This window comes from Streptomyces sp. NPDC055140 (genome assembly GCF_053607285.1).
The window spans coordinates 195377-213224 of record NZ_JBSGTG010000017.1 but is presented as its reverse complement, the minus strand read 5'-3'; the positions used below and the strand labels follow the sequence as shown (position 1 = coordinate 213224).

Annotated in this window: 17 protein-coding genes and 1 tRNA gene; 9 read left to right on the top strand and 9 right to left on the bottom strand. The window is 70.0% G+C overall.

Annotated features, from left to right (window positions below):
- The first annotated feature begins 7 nt into the window (after window positions 1-7).
- Window positions 8-415 carry a rodlin gene (locus ACWFR4_RS29435; RefSeq protein WP_453468609.1) on the top strand — a complete coding sequence of 136 codons (408 nt, stop codon included), beginning with the start codon at window positions 8-10 and terminating at the stop codon, window positions 413-415.
- A gap of 85 nt (window positions 416-500) precedes the next feature.
- Here the strand turns inward: ACWFR4_RS29435 and ACWFR4_RS29430 are convergent, their stop codons facing one another.
- Window positions 501-776, bottom strand: coding sequence for a hypothetical protein (locus ACWFR4_RS29430; protein WP_453468610.1), 276 nt, complete (start codon window positions 774-776; stop codon window positions 501-503).
- 181 nt (window positions 777-957) lie between these two features.
- Between ACWFR4_RS29430 and ACWFR4_RS29425 the strand changes: the two genes are divergently transcribed.
- Window positions 958-4125 (top strand): BTAD domain-containing putative transcriptional regulator, encoded by a 3168-nt coding sequence (locus ACWFR4_RS29425; RefSeq protein ID WP_453655365.1) that lies wholly within the window; start codon window positions 958-960, stop codon window positions 4123-4125.
- A 102-nt stretch (window positions 4126-4227) separates the two neighbouring features.
- Here the strand turns inward: ACWFR4_RS29425 and ACWFR4_RS29420 are convergent, their stop codons facing one another.
- Both ACWFR4_RS29420 and ACWFR4_RS29415 read right to left on the bottom strand, forming a co-directional pair.
- The gene (locus ACWFR4_RS29420; RefSeq protein ID WP_453655364.1) at window positions 4228-5073 is read right to left on the bottom strand and encodes an ABC transporter permease; all 846 of its coding nucleotides are present in this window, start codon (window positions 5071-5073) and stop codon (window positions 4228-4230) included.
- Entirely contained in the window at window positions 5070-6065 is a 996-nt protein-coding gene (locus tag ACWFR4_RS29415; RefSeq protein ID WP_453655363.1) for an ATP-binding cassette domain-containing protein, read from the bottom strand. The genes ACWFR4_RS29420 and ACWFR4_RS29415 overlap by 4 nt, the downstream gene beginning before the upstream one ends.
- A 257-nt stretch (window positions 6066-6322) precedes the next feature.
- On the opposite strand from ACWFR4_RS29415, the gene ACWFR4_RS29410 reads away from it, so the two are divergent.
- On the top strand, window positions 6323-6754 hold the full coding sequence (locus ACWFR4_RS29410; RefSeq protein ID WP_453468590.1) for a hypothetical protein: 432 nt from the start codon (window positions 6323-6325) through the stop codon (window positions 6752-6754).
- Window positions 6755-6955: 201 nt separating this feature from the next.
- Complete coding sequence (locus tag ACWFR4_RS29405) at window positions 6956-7522, top strand: flavoprotein (protein ID WP_453468591.1); 567 nt, start codon at window positions 6956-6958, stop codon at window positions 7520-7522.
- A gap of 40 nt (window positions 7523-7562) precedes the next feature.
- On the opposite strand, the gene ACWFR4_RS29400 is transcribed toward ACWFR4_RS29405, so the two are convergent.
- Complete coding sequence (locus ACWFR4_RS29400) at window positions 7563-7688, bottom strand: hypothetical protein (protein WP_453468592.1); 126 nt, start codon at window positions 7686-7688, stop codon at window positions 7563-7565.
- Window positions 7689-8280: 592 nt separating this feature from the next.
- Here ACWFR4_RS29400 and ACWFR4_RS29395 point away from each other — a divergent pair.
- Window positions 8281-8871, top strand: a complete 591-nt coding sequence (locus tag ACWFR4_RS29395) for a hypothetical protein (protein WP_453655362.1) — start codon at window positions 8281-8283, stop codon at window positions 8869-8871.
- An 837-nt stretch (window positions 8872-9708) separates the two neighbouring features.
- Here ACWFR4_RS29395 and ACWFR4_RS29390 read toward each other — a convergent pair.
- Together ACWFR4_RS29390 and ACWFR4_RS29385 are read right to left on the bottom strand one after the other, a co-directional pair.
- Window positions 9709-9782 (bottom strand) — tRNA-Pro (locus ACWFR4_RS29390).
- 91 nt (window positions 9783-9873) lie between these two features.
- On the bottom strand, window positions 9874-10812 hold the full coding sequence (locus ACWFR4_RS29385) for a metallophosphoesterase (RefSeq protein WP_453468594.1): 939 nt from the start codon (window positions 10810-10812) through the stop codon (window positions 9874-9876).
- Window positions 10813-10888: 76 nt separating this feature from the next.
- Between ACWFR4_RS29385 and ACWFR4_RS29380 the strand changes: the two genes are divergently transcribed.
- Window positions 10889-11353 (top strand): GatB/YqeY domain-containing protein, encoded by a 465-nt coding sequence (locus ACWFR4_RS29380; protein WP_453468595.1) that lies wholly within the window; start codon window positions 10889-10891, stop codon window positions 11351-11353.
- 130 nt (window positions 11354-11483) lie between these two features.
- Here ACWFR4_RS29380 and ACWFR4_RS29375 read toward each other — a convergent pair whose 3' ends face one another.
- Complete coding sequence (locus tag ACWFR4_RS29375) at window positions 11484-13706, bottom strand: transglycosylase domain-containing protein (RefSeq protein ID WP_453461093.1); 2223 nt, start codon at window positions 13704-13706, stop codon at window positions 11484-11486.
- Between the two features lie 428 nt (window positions 13707-14134).
- Between ACWFR4_RS29375 and ACWFR4_RS29370 the strand changes: the two genes are divergently transcribed.
- Window positions 14135-14479 carry a WhiB family transcriptional regulator gene (locus tag ACWFR4_RS29370; protein ID WP_206302096.1) on the top strand — a complete coding sequence of 115 codons (345 nt, stop codon included), beginning with the start codon at window positions 14135-14137 and terminating at the stop codon, window positions 14477-14479.
- A gap of 78 nt (window positions 14480-14557) precedes the next feature.
- Here the strand turns inward: ACWFR4_RS29370 and ACWFR4_RS29365 are convergent, their stop codons facing one another.
- Together ACWFR4_RS29365 and ACWFR4_RS29360 are read right to left on the bottom strand one after the other, a co-directional pair.
- Window positions 14558-15961 (bottom strand): ArsA-related P-loop ATPase, encoded by a 1404-nt coding sequence (locus ACWFR4_RS29365; protein WP_453655361.1) that lies wholly within the window; start codon window positions 15959-15961, stop codon window positions 14558-14560.
- 6 nt (window positions 15962-15967) lie between these two features.
- Window positions 15968-16945: an ArsA family ATPase gene (locus ACWFR4_RS29360; protein WP_227296510.1), complete on the bottom strand. Its 978-nt coding sequence runs from the start codon at window positions 16943-16945 to the stop codon at window positions 15968-15970.
- 81 nt (window positions 16946-17026) lie between these two features.
- Between ACWFR4_RS29360 and ACWFR4_RS29355 the strand changes: the two genes are divergently transcribed.
- Window positions 17027-17185, top strand: coding sequence for a DUF4177 domain-containing protein (locus tag ACWFR4_RS29355; protein WP_266672772.1), 159 nt, complete (start codon window positions 17027-17029; stop codon window positions 17183-17185).
- Window positions 17182-17652, top strand: coding sequence for a RidA family protein (locus tag ACWFR4_RS29350; protein WP_453461099.1), 471 nt, complete (start codon window positions 17182-17184; stop codon window positions 17650-17652). Before ACWFR4_RS29355 ends, ACWFR4_RS29350 begins: the two co-directional genes overlap by 4 nt.
- Window positions 17653-17848 lie beyond the last annotated feature (196 nt).

Genomic DNA, 17848 nt, shown 5'->3' with positions numbered 1-17848 from the left:
ATTCACCATGAAGAAACTGTGGGCAACCGCGGCCATCGCTGCCTCCGTCGCTGGTATGTCGGCAGTCGCCGCCCCCCAGGCCCTTGCCGTCGGGGACGACACGGGCACCACGTCGAACAGCGGCGAAAACGCCCAGCAGACGTTCGGCACCTCCTCGACGCACGGTGCCATGAGCCCGCAGCTCGGGCTCGTCCAGGGCTCGCTGAACAAGCCCTGCGTCGGCCTGCCGGCCAAGGCCAACGTCGGTTCGCTGGTCGGCATCGTGCCGATCGGCGTCCAGGACATCCCGGTCCTGTCGGCACCGCAGAACCAGCAGTGCGTCGAGAACTCCACGCAGGCCAAGGGCGACGAGCCGCTCTCGCACATCCTGAACGACATCCCGGTCCTCGCCGCCAACGGCACCAGCAACAACTAGTAGCGCGAAAGCGGGGGCAACCGGTGTCCGGTTGCCCCCGCTTTTCCGTGTCCGTCCTTCGCTGTCCGGCAGCCGTCCGGTTTCCCTAGCCGACCGAGGGGAGGAGTCCCGTCACCGGGGCCACCAGGTCGGTGACCTGGTGCAGTTCGTTCAGCCGGTTCAGGCCGCCGAGCTGCTCGTTCACCTTGGGGATCTCGGCCCTGTGCTCGGCCGGAACGGCGCTGGTGGCGATGTCGTCGAGGCTGATCGGCTTCATGCCGCCGAGGGGACCGACGGGAGCGGCCTCGGCCGCGGGCATGGCGAGAGCGGAGGCGCCGGCGGCCAGAGCGACCGCGGCGAGAACACGTCGTGTGGAGATCATGCCTTCAGCAACGGCCGACGGACGCGGGGGAAACGGGCGCGACGGCCCGCCCACCCGGGAGGCGTACCGAAGTCGTACGGAATCGCCCGTCCTGAGGCAGGCGCGGGGCGCGTGGTAGATCTGTACGCCACCGGCCTCTCCGCACACGGGCCAGGGGCGGGACATGGGGGAGGCGGGACTTGTGCGAGTCGCTCTGCTGGGTTCGGTGCAGGCCTGCGCGGCCGAAGGCGCGGCACCGGTCGACATAGGGGGAGCCAGGCTGCGGATGCTGCTCGCCCGGCTGGCCGTCGAGGCCGGGCGTCCGGTGTCCGTCGACGCGCTCGTGGACGGCCTGTGGGGCGAGCGGCCCCCGGCGGACGCGGCCAACGCCCTTCAGGCGCTGGTGTCCCGACTGCGCAAGGCGCTGCGCGGGGTGGGGACCGTGGACTCCGTGCCCGGGGGGTACCGGCTGCCCGTCGAGGCCGGGGACGTCGACGCGTACCGGTTCGAGCAGCTGGCCGGGCGGGGCAGGCGGGAACTGGGCGCCGGGCGGGCCGAGGAGGCGGCGTCGGTGCTCGGGACCGCGCTGGCGCTGTGGCGGGGCGCCGCCCTGGCGGACGTACTGGAGGCGCCGTTCGCGCGGGGGTTCGCCTCGCGGATGGACGAGGTGCGGGCCGCGGCCACCGAGGACCGGTTCGACGCGGAGCTGCGGCTCGGGCGGCATGCCGATGTGCTCGCCGACGTCGAAGTGGCGGGCGGGGAACGGCCGTTGAGTGAACGGCTGGCCGGGCTGCGGATGCGGGCGCTGGCCGCTGCGGGCCGTCAGTCCGACGCGCTCGCTGTGTACGAGGAGACACGCGGCAGGCTCGGCGAGGAGCTCGGCGTCGATCCGTCGGCGGAGCTGCGCGAGATCCATCTGGCGTTGTTGCGGGGCGAGTTGGAGCAGCCCGTTGCCCGGCCCGCGGCCGCGCCGAGCAGGATTCCCGCGCCGCTCACCAGTTTCGTGGGCCGGGACGGCGAGCTCGAAGGGCTGGCCGCGCTGCTCACCGGGTCCCGGCTCGTCACGCTCGTCGGACCCGGTGGCGCCGGGAAGACCAGGCTGTCCGTGGAGGCGGTGACCCGGCAGGAGGCGTACCGGCGCGGGCGGGTCTGGTTCGTGCCGCTCGCCGGCGTCGGCACACCCGGCCAGCTCGGCGACGCCGTACTCGGCGCGCTCGGTTCCTGGGACCTGCATGTGTCCGACGTACGGCAGGCGCAGAAGAGCACACCGGCGGGCCGGGTGGCCGAGCTGATCGGGGCCGGTGAGGCGCTGCTCGTCCTCGACAACTGCGAGCATCTCGTCGAGGCCGCCGCCGAGTTCGCGTACGCGCTCCTCGAGGAGCTGCCGCAGCTGCGGATCCTCGCCACCAGCAGGGAAGCCCTCGCCGTCACGGGCGAGGCGCTGTGCCACCTCGGGCCGCTCGACGTGCCCGCGGGGACACCGGATCCTGCCGAGGCGGCGGGCGCCGCCGCGGTGCGCCTCTTCGTCGACAGGGCCACCGGGATCCGGCCCGGATTCACCCTCGACGGCTCGACCGTGGACGCCGTCGTGGAGATCTGTCGCCGGCTCGACGGGATGCCGCTCGCACTGGAGCTGGCCGCCGCCAAGCTCCGCTCGATGGGCGTCGACCAGATCGCGCGGCGCCTGGACGACCGGTTCCGGCTGCTGACGTCCGGGAGCAGGGCCGCACTGCCGCGCCAGCGCACGCTGCTCGCGCTGGTCGAGTGGAGCTGGGACCTCCTGGAGGAGCCCGAACGCGTACTGGCCCGCAGGCTGTCCGTGTTCCCCGGCGGTGCGACGCTCGCCGTGCTGGAGGCGGTGTGCGCGGACGAGGTCCTGCCCGTGGACGACGTCCTCTACGTGGTCGGCTCGCTCGTCGAGAAGTCCCTCGTCGAGGCGTCGGGCGATGACGAGCCGCGCTACCGGATGCTGGAGACCGTACGGGCGTATGCGGCCACGCGGCTCGATGAGGGCGGGGACGGCCGTGGTGTGCGGGAGCGGTTCGGCGACTGCTTTCTGGCGCTCGCCGAGGAGCATGAACCCGCGCTGCGCACGCGTGAACAGCTGCGTTCCATCGCGGTGTTCGACGCCGAGCACGACAACCTGACCACCGCTTTGCGGGTGGCCGTCGACCGGGGCGACGCGGCCACGGCGGCCCGCTTCGTCGGCGCCCTGTTCTGGTACTGGGGGATCAGGGGGATGAGCAGCCAGTTCGAGACGGCCGTCGCCGATGTCCTCCGGTTCGGCGACGAGCTGCCCGGCCAGGCGCGGGCCGCACTGGGCGTCGTACAGCTCATGGCGGGCAGCTCCCTCGCCCCGGACGTCCCCGTACGGCCCCTCATCGAGGCGTGCGAACCGGTCGGAGCACTCGACTTCCACCCCTCGCTGCTGCTGTGGATCCCGCTCCTCGCGTTCTCGTCGGGCAACGACGACCTGGGGGAACGCCTGCTGCGGCAGTCGCTCGACCGGCCGGATCCCTGGGTGCGGGCCAGTGCGCACTGGGCGCGGGACTTCGTCCACACCGAGCGCGGTGACCTGCGGGCGGGGGCGGACTCGCGGGCGGAGGCGCTGCGCGGCTTCGAGGCGGTGGGCGACCGGTGGGGCCTCGGGCTCGCTCTGCTCGCCGTGGGCCGGGACCACTCGCTGCGGGGCGAACACGCCGCGGCCATCGCCGCGTTCGAGCGCGGGGTCGCGATCTCCTCCGAACTCGGCTCGGAGGACGACCTCTTCCACAGCCGCGCCCGCCTCACCGCGGAACGGATGCGCAGCGGCGACCTGGACGGCGCCCTGCGTGACCTCCACGCCGCGCGCCGGCAGGCCAAGGAGCGGGGCTACCGGCGTATGGAGGCCGAGCTCCTGTTCGGCGTCGCCGAATGGCACCGCCGCTCGGGCGACGTACCGGAGGCCGGCCGTACCCTCGACCAGCTCGAAGGGCTCGTCCACCGGTTGCCGCTCCCCGAGGAGACCGCCCTCGACCTGATCGCGGGCTCCCGGATGGCGAACGCGCTCGCGGAGGGCGCGGCCACGCGGGCGCGCGAGCTGCTGCCGAGGGCGGTGGGCGGCCTGCTCGCCCGGTTCGAGGTCGCGGAGATCGCCCGCGCGGCCGAACTTCTGTCCCGGCTCTTGCTGTTGGAGGGCGAACCGATGGGCGCGGCCACCGCGCTCGGTATGAGTGCGGCGATCCGTGGTGCCTTCGACGAGGGCGAGCCGGAGCTGCGGGATCTCACGGCCCGGCTCGTGGGGCGACTGGGAGAGGGGGCGTTCCGGGAGGCGTATGAGGTGGGGGCCGGACTGTCTCGGGAGGAGGCGCTGGGGCGGCTCGGGGGGTGACGGGGGTCGGGGTGCGTGAAAGCGGCCGACCGGGGAGTCCGGTCGGCCGCTGTCGGTGTGGCCTGGGGCTGCGGGTGTTTCTCTTCCCATACGTGGCCCGGTTCAGGCGGCGTGCCTGCGGTAGGCGCGAAGGGCCAGTGGGAAGAACACCGCGACCACGCCGGCCATCCAGCCGAGGCTGCCGAGGAGCGGGCCCGCGACCTCGCCGCCGTTCAGCAGGCCGCGCAGCGCACCCGCCATCAGGCTCACCGGGTTGATGTCCGACCAGGCCCGCAGCCAGCCCGGCATCGTGCCCGACGGTACGAACACGTTGCTGGCGAAGGTGAGCGGGATGACGAGCACCGTCATCAGGCCCTGCACCGAACCCGGCGTCCTGACCAGCATGCCGACGTACACCGACATCCAGCAGAAGCACAGTCCGAACGCGATGAGCAGGGCGAACGCGGCGAGCGCCGCGGCCGGGCCGGTCTCCACCCGGTAGCCCATCACCGTAGCCAGGGTGAAGAGGGTGACGAGGCAGACGACGTAGCGCACGACATCGGCGAGCACGGCGCCGACGAGCGGTGCGGAGCGGGCGATCGGCATGCTGCGGAAGCGGTCGAAGACGCCTGTACTCGCGTCGGCGTTGAGGGAGACACCCACGACGACGCAGGCCTGGAAGATCGTCATCACCATGATGCCGGGCGTGATCGTGCGGAGGTATCCGTCGACGTCACCGCCGCCGATGGCGCCGCCGAACAGGTAGACGAACATCAGCAGGAAGACGATCGGCGTCAGGATCACGTCCACGAGCTGCGCCGGGGCCTTGCGGATCTTCACGATGCCGCGCCAGGCGAGGGAGAGGCCGTGCCGGGCGGCGAGGGCGGGGCCGATGCGGAGGGGAGACACGTCGGCCGGGGGCGCCGCGCAGGTGGTGGTGCCGGGGTGGGTGCTCACGCTCGTGCTCATGCCGCGTTCCTCTCGGGAAGGGTGTTCTGAGTGCCCTCGTCCGAGGGGGTGATCGGTGTCGTGCCCTGGCCGGTCAGGGCGAGGAAGACCTCGTCCAGGCTGGGAAGGCGCAGGCCCAGTTCGTCGGCCGCGATCCCGGCACCGTCGAGCCGGCGGACGAGCGCGGAGACGAGCATCGGATCGGCGACCGGCACGGTGAGCAGGCCGGTGTTCGCGTCGTGTACGGGGGCGGTGCCGGTCAAGTCGGCCAGGATCCGGCCGACTTGACCGAGATCGGCGAGAACGGTCGGACGGACCTGGAGCGTCTGGCCGCCGACCCGCCGCTTCAGCTCGTCCGGCCGGCCCTCGGCGACGACGCGGCCGTGGTCGAACACGGTGATGCCGTCGGCGAGTTGATCGGCCTCCTCCAGGTACTGCGTGGTGAGCAGCACGGTGGCGCCGTCCGCGACGAGCCGCCGCACCACACCCCAGACCTCCTGGCGGGCGTGCGGGTCGAGGCCGGTGGTCGGCTCGTCCAGGTACAGCACCCGCGGTCGGCCGACGAGGCTCGCCGCGAGGTCCAGCCTGCGGCGCATGCCTCCCGAGAAGGTGCTGATGGGGCGGGTGGCGGCATCGGTGAGCTCGAACTGCTCCAGCAACTCGGCGGCCCGCGCCCTGGCGTCCCGCCGCGAAAGCCCGAGCAACCGCCCGAGCAGTACGAGGTTCTCGACGCCGGACAGACCCTCGTCCACAGAGGCGTACTGGCCCGTGAGCCCGATCAGCCCCCGCACCCGTACGGGGTCCTTCACCACGTCGAACCCCCCGACCGTGGCGCGCCCGGCGTCGGGCCGCATCAGCGTGGACAGGATCCGCACGGTGGTGGTCTTGCCGGCGCCGTTCGGCCCGAGGACGCCGGTCACCTTCCCGGCGGGCACCTCCAGGTCGACCCCGTCCAGCGCGACCATGTCCCCGTACCGCTTGACGAGCCCTTCGGCCCGGATGGCGTATGACATCGCTTCTCCCTTTCCCGTCCGTCTTGCTGCCGGTTTCGCTGTGGTTCCGCGTCGTCGTTCTCGGTGACTACGACGATGCCGAGAGCCGCTGACAGACGGCGGACGGGAGGCTGACAGGGCCTGACAGCACCTGACAGGGGCCGGATGAGGAGGGACCTCAGGGGATGGGCGGGTGCCGGTCGTACTCGGTCTGTACTCGGCCACAGCTGAGTACCAGCGCTCTGGTCGGTCATGGAGTGAGCCGGAACCCTGGGCCCATGGACACGAATGAGCGACGGCCGAAGCGAACGTTCCACCTGCTGGCGACCATCGCGCTGGCCGGGGTGGCAGTGGCGGCGTGGGCCGGCTGGCTGGGCTGGGACCAGCAGCGTGACGTGCACCCCGACGGCTCGACGACCGGCCCGTACGAGGCGTGGCAGGTGATCGGCCTCGTGCTGACCCTGCTGCCACCGGTGTACTGGGCGGCATCCCGGCGCTACGCCGCAGCCGCGGTGCTCGGCCCGACGGCCGGTCTCACGGTGGCCGCCTACGTGGACTGGTCGGACGACGCGAGCGGCCTCTTCATGATCGGCGTCGGCCTCGTCATGGTGGGGAGCCTGGTCGTGACCTCGGCGCTCTCCGCGGTGATCGCTGCGTCGACGGGACATGGCCCGGGGCGGCCGGGCGGTCGCCGCTGGTCAGCGCGCTGAAGGTCGAGGGGAGCGGTGAGGGCCTCGGCTGTTCTCCTGCCGCCGACCGGCGCTCGACCGCCCGGGATCGCGGTGAGCAGTTCCTCGTCCCGACCCGCGCCGTAGCCGACGGCATGCACGCAGCGAGGGTCCCAGCCACCAGGCCCACCCCCGTACGCTGCCCGAACGGCACCGCTTCAGCTGCCAACGGGGAGGCCCCAAGTGAGTGACCCTGCAAACCAGCCGGCCCAGCAGCCCAAGAACCCTTTCCTGTACGTCGTCGTCTGCGCGTCCGGCATAGCGGGCGAGGTCGGCAAGCTGATCACGGCGGCCCAGGAGGCGAACTGGGACGTGGGCGTCGTCGCCACCCCGCAGGGCCTCGGCTTCATGGACGCCGAGGCGGTGGAGGCCCAGACCGGCTACCCCATACGTTCGGCCTGGCGCGCACCCGGTGACCCGCGCCCGCTGCCGCCCGCCGACGCGATCGCGGTCGCGCCGGCCACCTTCAACACGATCAACAAATGGGCAGCCGGCATCTCCGACACCCTGGCGCTGGGCATCCTGTGCGAGGCGTACGGCTTCGGCATCCCCACCGCCGTCCTGCCGTACCTCAACGCCGCCCAGGCCGCCCACCCCGCGTACCACCAGAGCCTGGACCGGTTGCGCGACATGGGCATCCTGATCGGCACGCACGAACCTCACCGGCCGAAAGCCGACGGAGGGGCCGCCCTCTTCCGCTGGGAGGAGGCGCTGGAACTGCTCGCCTCCGGACGACCCGCCGGGCAGTGACCGGCGCAGCCACGTAACGGAGGGGTCGAGACCGCGAACTTCACCCGGAGGCGCCGAGCTCGGCCCGTAGACGAGCGCACACCTCTTCGACGGCTGCCTCGCACACCCGATCGTCCTCGAACATGGCCAACTGCAGTACCGGCCCATAGGCGTTGTACCTGGTCATGTCGGATCGGGACGCGGGCTGCACCACGAAGTGAAGGTGGCAGGGAACAGCGTCGGCGGCTCAAGCGAGTGCAGGGGGTCTGACCTGGTGTTTCAGCTGTCGGGGCGGCGGGATCTGAACCCACGACCTCTTCGTCCGAACGCGATGAGACCCCTACGTGGCCTTGGTTCGGCGCGCTGTGCTCCGCGGGTTCACTCCGCGGCAGTCCATTGGCGTCCGGGATGGTCCCTGCCCGGCTTCACTGCTTGACCCCCCTTTGGTCCCCATGGCGAGGCTTGGCAGATCTACCTGAGTCTGCCGGGTTGAGTGTCCGCTCAAGATGACGTGGAGCGGATAGGGAGTAGCGTTTATTACTGAGACCGCAACCCGGGACGCGCCACATTGGCGAAGTCTTCTCGCGGTGGGCAGCACGTGCTGCTGCGGGGGTTCGCGCGTGGAGCCGCACTTGGCCGGCACGGCCGGTTTGATGGCCACGGCGTGTCTCTCAATTTCCAAAGCGGTGACATTTCGACCGCGCGCCCTGTCCTTCTTGCGCGCGCGGCCATCCATCTTGCGCTCGGGTGCGCGAGATGATGGAAGGGAGAAAGTTCTCATGCGAGCACTTCGCGTGAAGCGCATCTTCGCGGTGACAGCTACTGGCGTTCTGATGGCCGGTGGCGCCGCGATCGGCTCAGCCGGGACGGCCTCGGCCTCGGGCTCGAACCACCACGACTCCCGCTACTGGGATTGCTACAACCGTGGCTGGAACTGGCACTGGAACTGGAACGACAACGTCTGCTGGTACAGCGGTCACAAGTACAGGCACAACAACTACGGCCGCGGCTACTACAACTACAACGACTACGGTCGCGGCTACTTCAACTACAACAACTACGGCCGCGGCTTCAACAACTACGGCCGCGGCTTCAACGACTACGGCCGCGGCTTCAACGACTACGGCGGCGGTGGCTACGGTGGCGGTGACCACGGCGGTGGCTACGGCGGCGGTGGTGGCTACGGCGGTGGCGGTGACCACGGTGGCGGTGGCGGCTACGGCGGCGGTGGCGACGGTGGCGGTGGCGGCTACGGCGGCGGTGGTGGCGGCGGCGGCTACGGCGGCGGCGGCGGCGACGGTGGCGGTGGCGGTGGTGGCTACGGCGGTGGCGGCGGTGGCGACGGCGGTGGCGGTGGCGGCGGACGTTGACCGTCTGCCTGCTGAGAGCGCGATGCGTGGGCCCGGTCAGCGCCCGGGCCGCACGCTGCGTTACTCCCAACCCTGCACCCTCCTACGGGTCCGTGATGCCGGGGTGCCAGACCCCGTCATGACATAGCGCAAGAGGCCCCCGGATCTCTCCGGGGGCCTCTCACCTGTGTGCACTCGGCGGGATTCGAACCTGCAATCTTCTGATCCGCAGGCGGGTGCGTGCCGTAAGCGGACACCAATATCCAATATCCCTGCGAACCCAAGCCGGTGAACAAGGGCCGGCCTCGTTGGCCGGTCCGCGCTTGTGCGTCAGTGTGTGCGGCCGTTGATGTCAGTGGTTGATGTCAGGCCCGCCAACGGCCAAGAGCTGATCGGGGAGGGAGATTGCGTCCGATGGACCGAGGCCCGGAGAAAGTGATCACAGGCGCGTTGGGCGTGCTCCTCTCCGCCGAGCAGGCCTCGCTCCTCTCCAGTCGTGACGATGAATTCGTTGCCGTGGTCACCAAGGGCTGCACAGGCATGCGACGGGGCGAACTGGTGGGACTGGAGCCCGAGTTCCTGAGGCCCGCCGGCCTGCGTGTGGAGTGGCAGCTCTGTGAAGTCGACTCGGGAGGCGCGACGGGACGGGCGGATGCGTGCTGGGTACCGATCGCGAAGGGACTGACGCCTCATGGGCTGAGGCACACGCACAAGACGTCTTGCGGGAGCGGTCGAGGGCGCGTTCGCAGTGCCCGTTCGGGAGAGAAATTCCAAGATCTTCTCCCAGGGCTGCCGCACAAGCAGAAAGACCCCCTGCACTCAAGCGAGTGCAGGGGGTCTGACCTGGTGTTTCAGCTGTCGGGGTGGCGGGATTTGAACCCACGACCTCTTCGTCCCGAACGAAGCGCGCTGCCAAGCTGCGCTACACCCCGATGTCGTTGCTCCACTGTCCTGCGGTTCTGCAGGTCGTGGCGACATCGATTACTTTAGCCGACCGGCGGCCGTAGACGAAATCCGGTTTTCTCAGGGCCTGGGGGTCAGGGTCAGGAGGGTCGCCTCCGGGGGGCAGGCGAAGCGGACCGGGGTGTACCGGTTGGCGCCGCAGCCGGCTGAGACGTGCAGGTAGGAGCGGTGGCCTTCGGCCTCGTGGGTCGACAGGCCCTTCACGCGGTCCGTGTCCAGGTCGCAGTTGGTGACCAGCGCCCCGTAGAAGGGGATGCAGAGCTGGCCGCCGTGGGTGTGCCCCGCCAGTACCAGCGGGTAGCCGTCCGCGGTGAACGCGTCCAGGGACCGCAGGTACGGCGCGTGCACGATGCCCATCGAGAAGTCGGCGCCCGAGTCCGGGCCGCCCGCCACGTGCGCGTACCGGTCGCGCTTGATGTGCGGGTCGTCCAGGCCCGTGAACCCGATCTCCATGCCCTCGATCTTGAGGGCGCCCCGCGTATTGGTGAGGTTCAGCCAGCCCGCCCCGTCGAAGCCGTCGCGCAGGTCTTCCCACGGGTTGTGGACGACGCCGACCGCGGGGGCGTTGCCGTTGAGACCGTGGGCGCCCCGGGCCCTCTCGAAGAGATAGCGGGCCGGGTTCTTGAGCTTGGGGCCGTAGTAGTCGTTCGAGCCGAAGACGTACGCCCCCGGGAACTCCATCAGCGGGCCGAGCGCGTCCAGGACCTCCGGCACGCCCTCCGGATCGGACAGGTTGTCGCCCGTGTTGATCACGAAGTCGGGGCGCAGGCCGGCCAGGGAGCGCAGCCAGCGCTGCTTCTTGCGCTGGCCGCCGACCATGTGGATGTCGGACACCTGGAGGACGCGCAGCGGGCGCATCCCCGTGGGAAGCACCGGGACCGTGACCCGTCGGAGGCGGAAGGAACGGGCTTCGAACCCCGCCGCGTAGATCAGTCCGGCGGCGCCCGCCGCCGTGATGCCTGCTGTCACTTTCAGGGGAACCCCGTATCGCGCGCGCATACGTCCATCGTGTCAGACCCGGCAGGTCCCGGAAATCAAGGGGCGTAGGGCATTGCGTACCTGCGACAATCGCTGCATGACCACGCTCAAGTCGAAGCTGCAGGAAGACCTCACCGCCGCGATCCGGGGGCGTGACGAGCTGCGCTCCTCGACGCTCCGGCTCACCCTCTCCGCCATCACGAAGGAGGAGGTCGCGGGCAAGACGGCGCGCGAGCTCTCCGACGACGAGGTGCAGAAGGTGATCACCCGCGAGGCGAAGAAGCGCCGCGAGGCCGCCGAGGCGTTCGCGCAGGGCGGCCGCGCCGAGCAGGCCGAGCGGGAGAAGGCGGAGGGCGTGGTGCTCGCCGAGTACCTGCCCAAGCAGCTCTCGGACGACGAGCTGCACCAGATCGTCGCCCAGGCGGTCGAGGAGGCGAAGGCGGCCGGCGCCGAGGGGCCGCGCGCCATGGGCCAGGTCATGAAGATCGTGAACCCGAAGGTCGCGGGCCTGGCGGAGGGCGGCCGCGTGGCCGCCGTCGTGAAGCAGCTGCTCGCCGGCTGAGCGGGCCGGCCCTGCGGGGCGTCGCCGCGCTCACCCCTCACCACACATACGCCGATGGGGCGCCCCGGCAAAGGGGGCGCCCCATCGGCGTACCGTCACCGTCCGAGCGGCACTCAGCTCGGCGGAGGACTCAGCGGCGTCCGCCCCCGTGCCCGTTGCCGCCGCCGAGGACGCCCGGCGGGAGGGAGATGCCCGGCCAGGGGCTCTTGCCCTTGCTGCCCGGGCTTCCGTCGCCCTGGTCCGGGTCCTGGTCCGGGTCCCCGTCCCGGCCCTTGTCCCTCTTGTCCTTCTCGGGGTCGGGGATGTCGATCAGATTGAAGTCGGGGGACGGCTTGCCGGAGAGGGCGCCGACCATGGCGTCCTTCCAGATCGGTCCGGGGACCTGGCCACCGAAGACCTTCGGCTGGTACTGGCCGCCGATGGTGATGTTCTCCATCTCGACGTTCTGCAGGGCGCTGCCGACCCAGACCGCGCCGGACAGGTTCGGCGTGTACCCCACGAACCAGGCGTTCTTTCGGCTGTCGGTCGTACCGGTCTTGCCCGCGTTGGCCCGGTCGGTCAGACCGGCCTCCCTGCCCGTACCGGAGTCGATCACGCCGCTCAGCAGGGTGTTGATGCTGTCGGCGGTCTTCGTGGTCATCGCGCGCGAGCACGACGACTTCGGCACCGGCAGCGACTTGTCGCCGGGGGCCGTGATCGACTCGATGGCGACCGGCGTGCAGTACGTGCCGCGGTTGGCGAAGGCGGCGTACGCGCTCGCCATGGTCAGCGGCGAGATGCCCTTGGAGCCGAGGACGATGGCCGGGACCTCGGGGAGCTTGTCGCCGTTGCCCTGGACGACGCCCAGCTTGTCGGCCATGTCCATCACGGGGCACATGCCGGTGTCGCCGATCATCTGCACGAAGTAGGTGTTGATGGACTTGGCCATCGCCTCCTCCAGCGCGTACGGACCGACCTCGGACTCGTTCTCGTTCTCCACGGTGAAGCCGCCGTTGTTCACCCACGGCTTGCCGCTGCACGTCTGGACCGACTTCGGATACGGCATCCGGTACGGCGCCGGATATGACTTCGTCACCGGGGTGCCCTGCTCCAGGGCGGCCGCGGCGAGGAACGGCTTGAACGTCGAACCCGTCGGGAAGCCGTAGTTCGACCCGCTCATCTTGCGGTCGACCGAGTAGTTGATCTGCGTCTCGTTCTTGCCGAAGCCGTACGGCTTCGACTGGCCCATGCCGAGGATCTTGCCGGTGCCCGGCTCGACGAACGTGGCCGCCGTCGCGACCTTGTCCGTCTGGTAGACGTGATCCTTGATCGACGCCTGTACCGATTCCTGCGTCTGCGGGTCGAGAGTGGTCTGCACCCTCAGACCGCCGCGGTTCCAGAGCTTCGCCCGCGCTTCCTTCGTCTTGCCGAAGACGGGGTCGGTGAGGAACACCTCGCGCACGTAGTCGCAGAAGAAGCCCGCGCCCTTGACCGCCGTGATGCAGCCGTTCTGCGGCTTGCTGATCTTCAGGCCGAGCGGCTTCTCCTTGGCGCGGTCCGCCTCGGCCTGGGAGATGTCGTGCGTCTCGGCCATCCGCTGGAGCACGACGTTCCGTCGCTTGGTGGCCTCCGCCTCGTCGTTGACGGGGTCATAGCGGCTCGGGGACTGGACGATGCCGGCCAGCATCGCCGACTCCTCCATCGTCAGGTCCTTCGCCGACTTGGAGAAGTACCGCCGCGAGGCCGCCTCGACGCCGTACGCCTGCTCACCGAAGTACGTGATGTTCAGGTAGTTGGCGAGGATGCGCTTCTTGCCGAGCTTGTCCTCGAGCTGGATCGCGTACTTCAGTTCGCGGATCTTGCGGCCGATCGTCTGCTGGGTGGCCTGGGCGAGCTTCGTCGGGTCGTCGCCGGCCTCCTCCATGAAGACGTTCTTCACGTACTGCTGGGTGAGCGTGGAGGCGCCCTGCATGACACCGCCGCTCTGCGCGTTCTGGTTGATCGCGCGCAGGATGCCCTTCATGTCGACGGCGCCGTGTTCGTAGAACCGCGAGTCCTCGATCGCGACGAGCGCCTTCTGCATGTACGGCGAGACGTCCTTGAGGGGCACCACTGTGCGGTCGCGCGAGTAGACCGTCGCGATCGCGCCGCCCTGGTTGTCCAGGATCGTGGTGCGCTGACTGAGCGGCGGCTGCTTGAGGTTGGCCGGGATGTCGTCGAATCCCTCGACCGAACCCTTCGCCGCGAGGCCGAGCGCGCCTGCTGCGGGCAGCGCGATTCCGGCGAGGACGGCTCCCGCCAGGACACTGACACCAAGGAACTTGGCGGCCTGCTGAGTCGGTGACAGTCCACCGCCTGAGCGCTTCTTTCCCATGAGGGCAGCCTACGTTCTGATTCTCCGGACAGGCGTATATGCCTTGGCCTAAGCTGCACTCAACTGTCACAGCAGTACGGTCACGTATCAAGACGTCCGGCGAACCCGAATCGTTCCGGTAGTCATCTCACCACTCCGCCGCGGTCATTGCGTGGTCGGTGTGGGCGTGTCCGAAACCGCCTTGAGTGTCACCCGGTGTCCGCTGTGACTCAACTGAAACGCCCCGGTTTGCCGGCTTTGTCGCGCATGCCCTCGGCTCACTCCGTCGGGTGATCTGCCGCTTACGCATAGTCCGTTCGGGCCATTCAAGATTGGGCCCGAAGGGGGTGTTGCGCTGTGCCCACCTTCCGTAACGTCCTCAACTGGCGGCGGTGAATATGCCGCTGCCGCCGTGGGGGAGCCTCGATTCGGGAGAGGACGGCGCCGGTATGGGCTGGGTAACCGACTGGAGTGCGCAGGCGGCCTGCCGCACTACCGATCCAGATGAACTGTTCGTTCAAGGAGCAGCGCAGAACCGGGCGAAGGCGGTGTGTACCGGATGCCCGGTGCGGACCGAGTGCCTGGCCGACGCGCTGGACAACCGCGTCGAGTTCGGCGTGTGGGGTGGCATGACTGAGCGGGAACGCCGCGCACTTCTGCGCAGGCGTCCCACCGTCACCTCGTGGCGCCGGCTGCTCGAGACGGCTCGTACGGAGTACGAGCGCGGTGCGGGCCTGCTGCCTGTGGACATCGATGACGACGAGACGTACGAGAGGTACGCCGCCGTGGGGTGAGAGGGCCGAGTTCCCTCAAGGGCGCCCGAGGAGTGCGAGCCGTGTGGTGGCCCGCGCCTCGGGAGACGCCCGTACGGCTCACGCAGCTCCGGCCGGGTCCGCACCCGCCGCGAGCCGGTCCCCGATGCTCCTGAGGCCTGCCAGGTCGTGCACATCGCCGGGCAGGGCGCCGACTTCGGTGACAGCCACCTCCGGGTGGAGGGCCGCGAAGCGGTCGCGTGTGCGTTGTTCGCGTGCCAGTAGCTGCATGCGTTCCGCGTGCAGTCGCAGTAGACCTGCCGTGAGTTGGTCTGTGGTCGTGCGATCCGTGGGTGCGTGGTCTGCGGGTGCGTCGTCAGTGGTCGCGCCGGCAGGCGCGCTTGTGGCCGGCGAGTTGGGCGCGGGCGTCGTTGCGGGTGTGCTATGTGGGGTTTTGTCCGGCGTCTGGGCATGCTCGTCGGGCGTGTCCCTTGCTGGGGCGGGGGAGCCTGCTTCGGGAGAGGTACGCAGCTCTACATTCCCGCCCCCCTGATCCACAATGCCGCGCTCGTCAAGATTTTCTGCGGCGGCGAGCGCACGCTCGGCCGACAGCTGCGCGGCACCGCTGCCGTGCACCCGGTTCAGCACGAGCCCGGCCAGCGGCATGTCCTCCGCGGCGAGGCGCTCCACGAAGTACGCCGCCTCGCGCAGCGCGTCCCGCTCCGGCGCCGCCACCACCAGGAACGCCGTACCGGGGGCCTGGAGCAGCTTGTACGTCGCGTCGGCGCGCGTGCGGAAGCCGCCGAACATCGTGTCCATCGCCGCCACGAACGTCTGTACGTCGCGCAGGAGTTGGCCACCCAGCAGCTTCCCCAGCGCGCCCGTCATCATCGACATCCCGACGTTCAGGAACTTCATGCCGGCCCGGCCGCCGACCTTCGCCGGCGCCATCAGGACCCGGATCAGCTTGCCGTCCAGGAACGAGCCGAGACGTTTCGGCGCGTCCAGGAAGTCGAGCGCCGAGCGGGACGGAGGTGTGTCGACGACGATCAGGTCCCACTCGTCCTGGGCCCGCAGCTGGCCCAGCTTCTCCATCGCCATGTACTCCTGCGTGCCCGCGAAACCCGCCGAGAGCGACTGGTAGAAGGGGTTGCCCAGAATCGCCTCGGCCCGCTGGCCGTCCGCGTGCGCCTCGACGATCTCGTCGAACGTCCGCTTCATGTCGAGCATCATCGCGTGCAGTTCGCCGCCCGCCGTGTCGTCGATGCCCTTCACTCGGCGCGGTGTGTTGTCCAGCGAGTCGATGCCCATCGACTGGGCCAGCCTGCGGGCCGGGTCGATCGTCAGCACGACGACCTTGCGGCCGCGCTCCGCGGCGCGCAGGCCGAGCGCCGCCGCTGTCGTCGTCTTGCCGACGCCGCCGGAGCCGCAGCACACCACGATGCGCGTCCTGGGGTCGTCGATGAGTGGGTCCACGTCGAGTACGTGGGTGTCTGTCGCGTTCAGGCTCAGGGACGACGTCATGTGTCTCTAGATCCCTTGCTTCCGCAGTTCCGTGGCCAGCCGGTACAGGCCCGCCAGGTCCATCCCCTCGGTCAGCAGCGGCAGTTCGTGCAGGGGCAGGCCCGAGTCGGCCAGCACCGCGCGCTGGCTGTGCTCCAGCTCGTGCCGTTCCGCGTACTCCGCCGCCTGGTCGAGGAGCGGCGTCACCAGGCGTTCGGCGCCGCCGCCTCTGCGGGCGCCGCCCAGGCCCGCCGCGGACAGGGACTTGGCGATGGCCGTCCGGGGCACGCCGCCCTGCGCCAGCGCCAGTTCGGCCTCGTCGAGGACTGCCGGGCGCACCATGTTCACGATGAGCCGGCCCACGGGGAGGTTCGCGGCCTGCAGCTCCGCGATGCCGTCCGACGTCTCCTGGACCGGCATCTCCTCCAGCAGTGTCACCAAGTGCACGGCCGTTTCCGGCGACTTGAGGACCCGCATGACCGCCTGCGCCTGGTTGTGTATCGGGCCGATCTTGGCCAGGCCCGCGACCTCGTCGTTCACGTTCAGGAACCGCGTGATGCGGCCCGTCGGCGGGGCGTCCATCACCACGTAGTCGTAGGTGTATTTGTTCTGTTTCGTCTTGCGGCGCACCGCCTCGCAGGCCTTGCCCGTCAGGAGTACGTCCCTCAGGCCCGGCGCCACCGTTGTCGCGAAGTCGATCGCGCCCAGCTTTTTGAGCGCCCTGCCCGCGCCGCCCAGCTTGTAGAACATCTGGAGGTAGTCCAGCAGCGCCAGCTCCGGGTCGATGGCGAGTGCGAACACCTCGCCGCCCCCCGGGGCTACCGCGATCTTCCGTTCCTCGTACGGCAGCGCTTCCGTCTCGAAGAGCTGTGCGATGCCCTGGCGTCCTTCCACCTCCACCAGGAGAGTGCGCTTGCCCTCGGTCGCGAGGGCGAGCGCCAGTGCGGCGGCGACCGTGGTCTTTCCGGTACCGCCCTTGCCGCTGACGACCTGGAGCCTGCTCACGTCTTCGAGCCTAACCAGTCCGCGCGCGGGCTACGCAGGAGGCTGTCGGTCATCGCCGGTCCAACGGCTACAGTCGGCCGTATGACCAAGTGGGAATACGCGACCGTGCCCCTTCTCGTGCACGCGACCAAGCAGATTCTGGACACCTGGGGCGAGGACGGCTGGGAGCTCGTCCAGGTCGTGCCCGGGCCGAACAACCCCGAGCAGCTCGTGGCCTACCTGAAGCGGGAGAAGGTATGAGCGGGGTCGTCGACGCGCGCCTCGCCGAGCTCGGGCTGACCCTGCCCGAGGTCGTGCCGCCGCTCGCCTCTTACCAGCCGGCCGTGCAGTCCGGTGTGTACGTGTACACGGCCGGTCAGCTGCCGATGGTGGACGGGAAGCTTCCGCTCACCGGGAAGGTGGGGGCCGAGGTCACCGCCGAGCAGGCCAAGGAGCTGGCCCGTACGTGTGCGCTGAACGCGCTCGCCGCGGTGAAGTCCGTTGCCGGCGATCTCGATCGGGTCGCCCGTGTCGTGAAGGTCGTCGGGTTTGTCGCCTCCGCGTCCGACTTCACCGGGCAGCCGGGTGTGGTGAACGGGGCCAGTGAGCTCTTCGCCGAGGTGCTCGGCGAGAAGGGTGTGCACGCTCGGTCCGCCGTGGGTGTGGCCGTTCTGCCGCTGGACGCGCCTGTTGAGGTCGAGGTTCAGGTCGAGCTCGTTTCGGCTTGAGTGAATCGCTCCGCTGAGGGGCGTGGTTCGTAGTTCGTAGTTCGTAGTTCGTAGTTCGTAGTTCGGCCGAGGCCGAGGCCGAGGTCGGTTGAGGTCGAGGTCGGGGTCGGTTGAGGTCCTGGGGCCGGTCCGGGTCTGTTCTGGTGCGCTCCGTCCAGTAAGGGCGGGGCCGCGCCGGGATGTACGTGCTCGCTGT

Bases quoted from the DNA above. Each gene is read 5' to 3' on its own strand.
- ACWFR4_RS29435 (WP_453468609.1), top strand. From the start codon at position 8: ATGAAGAAACTGTGGGCAACCGCGGCCATCGCTGCCTCCGTCGCTGGT.
- ACWFR4_RS29430 (WP_453468610.1), bottom strand. From the start codon at position 776: ATGATCTCCACACGACGTGTTCTCGCCGCGGTCGCTCTGGCCGCCGGC.
- ACWFR4_RS29420 (WP_453655364.1), bottom strand. From the start codon at position 5,073: ATGAGCACGAGCGTGAGCACCCACCCCGGCACCACCACCTGCGCGGCG.
- ACWFR4_RS29415 (WP_453655363.1), bottom strand. From the start codon at position 6,065: ATGTCATACGCCATCCGGGCCGAAGGGCTCGTCAAGCGGTACGGGGAC.
- ACWFR4_RS29410 (WP_453468590.1), top strand. From the start codon at position 6,323: ATGGACACGAATGAGCGACGGCCGAAGCGAACGTTCCACCTGCTGGCG.
- ACWFR4_RS29400 (WP_453468592.1), bottom strand. From the start codon at position 7,688: ATGACCAGGTACAACGCCTATGGGCCGGTACTGCAGTTGGCCATGTTC.
- ACWFR4_RS29395 (WP_453655362.1), top strand. From the start codon at position 8,281: ATGCGAGCACTTCGCGTGAAGCGCATCTTCGCGGTGACAGCTACTGGC.
- ACWFR4_RS29385 (WP_453468594.1), bottom strand. From the start codon at position 10,812: ATGCGCGCGCGATACGGGGTTCCCCTGAAAGTGACAGCAGGCATCACG.
- ACWFR4_RS29380 (WP_453468595.1), top strand. From the start codon at position 10,889: ATGACCACGCTCAAGTCGAAGCTGCAGGAAGACCTCACCGCCGCGATC.
- ACWFR4_RS29375 (WP_453461093.1), bottom strand. From the start codon at position 13,706: ATGGGAAAGAAGCGCTCAGGCGGTGGACTGTCACCGACTCAGCAGGCC.
- ACWFR4_RS29370 (WP_206302096.1), top strand. From the start codon at position 14,135: ATGGGCTGGGTAACCGACTGGAGTGCGCAGGCGGCCTGCCGCACTACC.
- ACWFR4_RS29365 (WP_453655361.1), bottom strand. From the start codon at position 15,961: ATGACGTCGTCCCTGAGCCTGAACGCGACAGACACCCACGTACTCGAC.
- ACWFR4_RS29355 (WP_266672772.1), top strand. From the start codon at position 17,027: ATGACCAAGTGGGAATACGCGACCGTGCCCCTTCTCGTGCACGCGACC.
- ACWFR4_RS29350 (WP_453461099.1), top strand. From the start codon at position 17,182: ATGAGCGGGGTCGTCGACGCGCGCCTCGCCGAGCTCGGGCTGACCCTG.